Below are 4533 nucleotides of genomic sequence, written 5' to 3'. Positions count from 1 at the left end.
TGACAGGTGTCGGCGGCAGGGAAAGCCGCCGTCAAGCCTACATGGAAGTATTCACGGCGTCCTGTCAAGCGAGTCGCCGAACCTCCACAGTGCCTAAAACTTGTAGAAGTAAATTTGTGCATATTCCTAAGCTTGTTCCGATAGATACTGCACCAATAGCCTTGAGTAACCGCTTGATGTTTAGCGGGCAGGCAGCAATAATTGATCATCAATATCGATAGAAGTTTTCATAAGCTTGCTCATAGTTGATAATCAGCATTATGCTGTTTGTCTGATATGAAGATGTAAAGAAAAAGTCATGTAAATACAGTGAAAAATAAATGGGCCTGACCTGACCCTTTTTTGAAAAAGCTTTTTGGCCGAAGCATTGCTGCGGTAGAATCATCGGACGCATCTAACCAGACAGAGGGAGATACTGCATGCATCCCGATATCCAGCAATATCAGCCCGCCATCGCCGAACTGTGCCGGCGTTACCACGTTCGTAAACTGGAGGTGTTCGGTTCTGCCGCGCGCGGTAGCGATTTCGATCCTGCCTTGAGCGATGCCGATTTTTTGGTGGAATTTGCCAGCGAAGGACAGGCGCCCTCCTTGCATACCTTTTTTGGCTTACGTCGGGAACTGGAACAACTGATTGGCCGTGAGGTGGATCTGGCCGAAACCGCTGCTCTCCGCAACCCTTACGTGCGCGCCAAAATCGAACAAAGCCGAGAGTTGGTTTATGCAGCGTGATGCCCGCGCCTTTTTGTGGGACGCCCACTCCGCAGCCGAAGCCATTCAGGAATTTGTGGCCGGTAAAACGTATAAAGACTACTCCGGTGATCGCCTACTGCGTTCTGCAGTCGAGCGTCAATTCGAAATCATCGGCGAAGCGCTCAATCAACTCTGCAAAATCGAACCGCAATGGGCAGAGCAAATTCCGGATGTACCGCAAATCGTCGCCTTCCGCAATCTGCTGATACACGGATATGCCTCGGTCAATGATATGACGGTCTGGCATACCATTGAAACCTCGCTGCCCAATCTTTATGACGCCATCGCCCGCTTATTGGATGAAGCGGGCGCGCCTTAACATGAATCAAAATGCCACAACCCTAGCGATTTCAACGAAATCACCCGACTGATTATTTTCAATTATTCGATTGAAACGTATTGAAGAATTATAGTCTGCGCGAGTGGGTCAGAGTTACCGTGCCATCGGAATATGCCCCAGATGGAATTCAATGGATTTGGATCGGTTCTCACGTCGACTATGGCAAATTCATTGCCTAATATGAAGAGCAACAAAGGTGTCTCAAGCCCTAATGCCAAACACGGTGCCGAGCTATTATGCCTGGTGCATAGCAATCGCAAAATCTATTGGTCACAAGGTGTTCTTGCGTGGTGATTCCATTGATCGTCTATTTGATCTAGGGAAGTCTAAGCGCTCGAAATAGATGAACTCAGCGTATGGGAACTCGCCGGATCACGTCACCGTGCGGTTTTTTCTGATCTATGGGAAAGTCTATATGGCCAAATTGTTGGATGCTAAGCACTATCGGAAAAACACACTACGGAAATTGTATTGGCATCGTTGGCAAATTGAAATCGATCTCCTTTTTATCAAGAAGGTCATGCAGATCGAGCCATTGCGCTGTAAGACACCGGCCATGGCTCGAAAAGGGCTTGGTGGTTTACGACCTGATTCGTTTGCTCATGCTGCAAGCCGGCATACGCCATCATGTTTGGCCGTGCCGAATCAGTTTTACAGAAGCCTTGTTAAATTGGATTAACAACGTCTTGGAGATCAAGGCGTCCAAAACTATCGGCGAACGCGAAGCGAGAATTGAGCCAAGAGCGGAGAAACGACGACCGACAAGCACGTTTCCTTATTTATCCGCGCCGCGCGCTCAGATTAAAGAACGCCTATTAGCAAAACGTAAGGTAGATCAAATTATGAGACGTGCTAATGTTAACGCAATTTTAATGTCGGGTTAACTTAGTGGCATTAGGTTCTGACCTATTTTCACCTCGGCGGGACGGGTTATCTAAGGAACGAGCATGAAATAACTTCGACAAATGCTGAAAGGGGGTTCGGTGGCTCGATTGACAGGTGTCGGCGGCAGGGCAGATTTTTGCTCCTGCAAAATCTGCATTCATGCCATCCATGGCAATCAGTCGCCGCCGTCAAGCCTACATGGAAGTATTCACCCAGCACCTAAATTCCATAGTCCATTGGCTATGGTTAACTACCGTGGATAATTTAGGTGCTGGGTTCACGGCGTCCTGTCAAGCGAGTCACCGAATCGCCACAAAGCCGACTACTTGTAGCAGTTATTTTGTGAATATTCCTAACCCGTCCCCAATGTTTCGGTATGCTCTAAATGTTCCGGTATACTTTGGCTATTATACTCGAAACGTTTAGAGCGGGTCCTTGAGCTTAAGCTTGATGTTTATGGGTTGTAAACCTAGTCCTGTCAAGGGTTAAATTATTAATTTATACAGCCCTTAGTTAATTAGAATTTGGCAGCACCTTGCTAGCCTTAGCTGAAGTGCAATTTAATGGCTTTATTAACTACCGGCTCTATAACTCCCCTTTTTGGCGAGATATTGCAAGGTTATTAATTATCCATCATGCTAGGATCAGCCCATGGGCGATAAAGACATTATTTCAAAAAAAATTCTCAAACGCTTGCTATTAGAGATGGCGCATTATCTATGCAAGCTGGATTTGAGCGATGCCGAACTGGTTAATACCGAAGAGCAACGGATCGAAGATAGACGCTCGGATTTAGTGGCCAAAGTACAGACTCGGCAAGGCGACGAGTTTATTTTGCATATCGAGGTGCAAAACAGTAACGATGCACAGATGGTTTCGAGAATGTTGCGTTACTTAAGTGATATTCAATTGGCTTATCCGAACTGCCCGGTCTATCAGTGCTTGATTTATACAGGATCGGATCGCTTGGCGATGGCTGATGGTCAAACGGGCAAGCAGTTGAATTACCGCTATCAACTCGTCGACATGCGCAGCATCGGTTACCGCGTGTTGTTCGACCAAGGAACGCCGGAGGCATTGGTATTGTCGATACTGTGTGATTTTCAAGGTGAGTCGGCGACTCAGATAGTACGGCATATTCTGCAGAAGCTGGAAGCATTGATCGGCACGAACGACAAGGCGAGTCGTGAATATTTAGAAATGTTGGAAATATTAGCGGACAACCGTCAATTAAATATCGACATCCAAGAGGCATACGAAATGTTACAAATCAATATTGAACGCTTGCCGAGTTATGTAAAAGGCATGGAAAAAGGCATAGAAAAAGGTATGGAAAAAGGTTCGGAAAATGAAGCTAAAATGTTATTGCAACGCGCGTTGCACAAGCGTTTTGGCAATCGAATGGAGCCAATTCTGCAAGCTAAAATCGATCAAGCTTCTTTAGCAGAGATTGAAGTGTGGTTTGATCGGGTTTTCGATGCAACGAGTCTTGAGAACGTTTTTAAAGAACCGGATTGAAAGCAGAAGAGGCTCTTTTGTGCGCCATGCTTATTTGATCAGCCTGCATTAACCATGGCGTTTTTTAGGAACATCCCGGATGTAGGTATAAACTTCTGCCCTCTTTATTTCTTGGTGTCATAAAATTTTACGCTTTAGCAAGTCTCTTAACGATTATCATTTTTGATTTTTTGCGCGATGGAGAAACTTGGCTTGGTACTTTTTACTGGGTGTTTATGCGTTGCCTCTATTTTAAGACCTTGGCGGGACGGCTTATTTAACCCGTCCCTAACTTTTCGGTAAGCTTTGGCTATACTCGAATCGTTTAGAGCGGGTCCTTGGCAAGGGGTAAATTATTAAATAAACCTGACCCCTTTTTTGCTGGAATGGCCGCCCAGCTGCTAAGCTTGTTCCGATAGATACTGCGCCATCCGGGAAGCGGATTGGAGTAGCAAAAGGCTTGTTCGTGGTGCCGGACAGCATTGATACAGATAACGACGAAGTGGCTCGGTTGTTCATGGGCGAGGTGCAGAATTGAATCTGCTGCTGGATACTTACGTTGCACTATGGGCTTCACGGATAACTCAAAACTGTCACAAAATGCGCGTGATTTGATTGCATCGCCCAAAGCAACCGTTTGGGTCAGCGCGGCGAATGTCTGGGAAATTGCAATCAAGCACTCGCTAGGTCGAGGCGACATGCCGGTTTCTAGCCGAGACGCGATGCGCTATTTTCAGGAATCTGGATATCGCTTCTTCGCTGTTGAGGCGGAACATACGATAGCGGTCGAAGAACTGCCTTTACATCACCAAGACCCGTTCGACCGCATACTTATCGCTCAGGCGCTCGGAGAACCGATGCGTTTAATGACTCACGATACCTTGGTAGCGCTCTATAACGACACAATTATCAAGATTTAAATTTGATTAGAGAAAAAGGCATAAAGGGGGCCGGGTAAATTATTAATTCAACCTGACCCCTTTTTTCATTAATTCAACCTGACCCTGAGGTATCCCCACTAATTACGCCTTTTCCAGGGTTCTGAAATAATCAACCAAA

The 4533-nt window shown here is 46.2% G+C and carries 5 protein-coding genes; all 5 read left to right on the top strand.

Features of this window, described 5'->3' with window-relative positions; translation table 11 throughout:
* Window positions 1–419 precede the first annotated feature (419 nt).
* The 5 genes from ACRJJO_RS21700 to ACRJJO_RS21680 all read left to right on the top strand — a co-directional run bounded on the left by ACRJJO_RS21700 (window position 420) and on the right by ACRJJO_RS21680 (window position 4394).
* Window positions 420–731 (top strand): nucleotidyltransferase family protein, encoded by a 312-nt coding sequence (locus ACRJJO_RS21700; protein ID WP_431067642.1) that lies wholly within the window; start codon window positions 420–422, stop codon window positions 729–731.
* Entirely contained in the window at window positions 721–1071 is a 351-nt protein-coding gene (locus ACRJJO_RS21695; protein WP_431067641.1) for a HepT-like ribonuclease domain-containing protein, read from the top strand. Before ACRJJO_RS21700 ends, ACRJJO_RS21695 begins: the two co-directional genes overlap by 11 nt.
* A 436-nt stretch (window positions 1072–1507) precedes the next feature.
* Window positions 1508–1771, top strand: coding sequence for a hypothetical protein (locus ACRJJO_RS21690; protein ID WP_431067640.1), 264 nt, complete (start codon window positions 1508–1510; stop codon window positions 1769–1771).
* Window positions 1772–2628: 857 nt separating this feature from the next.
* Window positions 2629–3495: an Rpn family recombination-promoting nuclease/putative transposase gene (locus ACRJJO_RS21685; protein WP_431067639.1), complete on the top strand. Its 867-nt coding sequence runs from the start codon at window positions 2629–2631 to the stop codon at window positions 3493–3495.
* Window positions 3496–4040: 545 nt separating this feature from the next.
* The gene (locus ACRJJO_RS21680; RefSeq protein WP_431067638.1) at window positions 4041–4394 is read left to right on the top strand and encodes a type II toxin-antitoxin system VapC family toxin; all 354 of its coding nucleotides are present in this window, start codon (window positions 4041–4043) and stop codon (window positions 4392–4394) included.
* Window positions 4395–4533 lie beyond the last annotated feature (139 nt).

Origin of the sequence: Methylotuvimicrobium sp. (genome assembly GCF_050611805.1) — a bacterium.
GTDB lineage: Bacteria > Pseudomonadota > Gammaproteobacteria > Methylococcales > Methylomonadaceae > Methylotuvimicrobium.
Note: the sequence above shows the minus strand (reverse complement) of the source record. Positions and strands in the feature narration are given on the sequence as shown.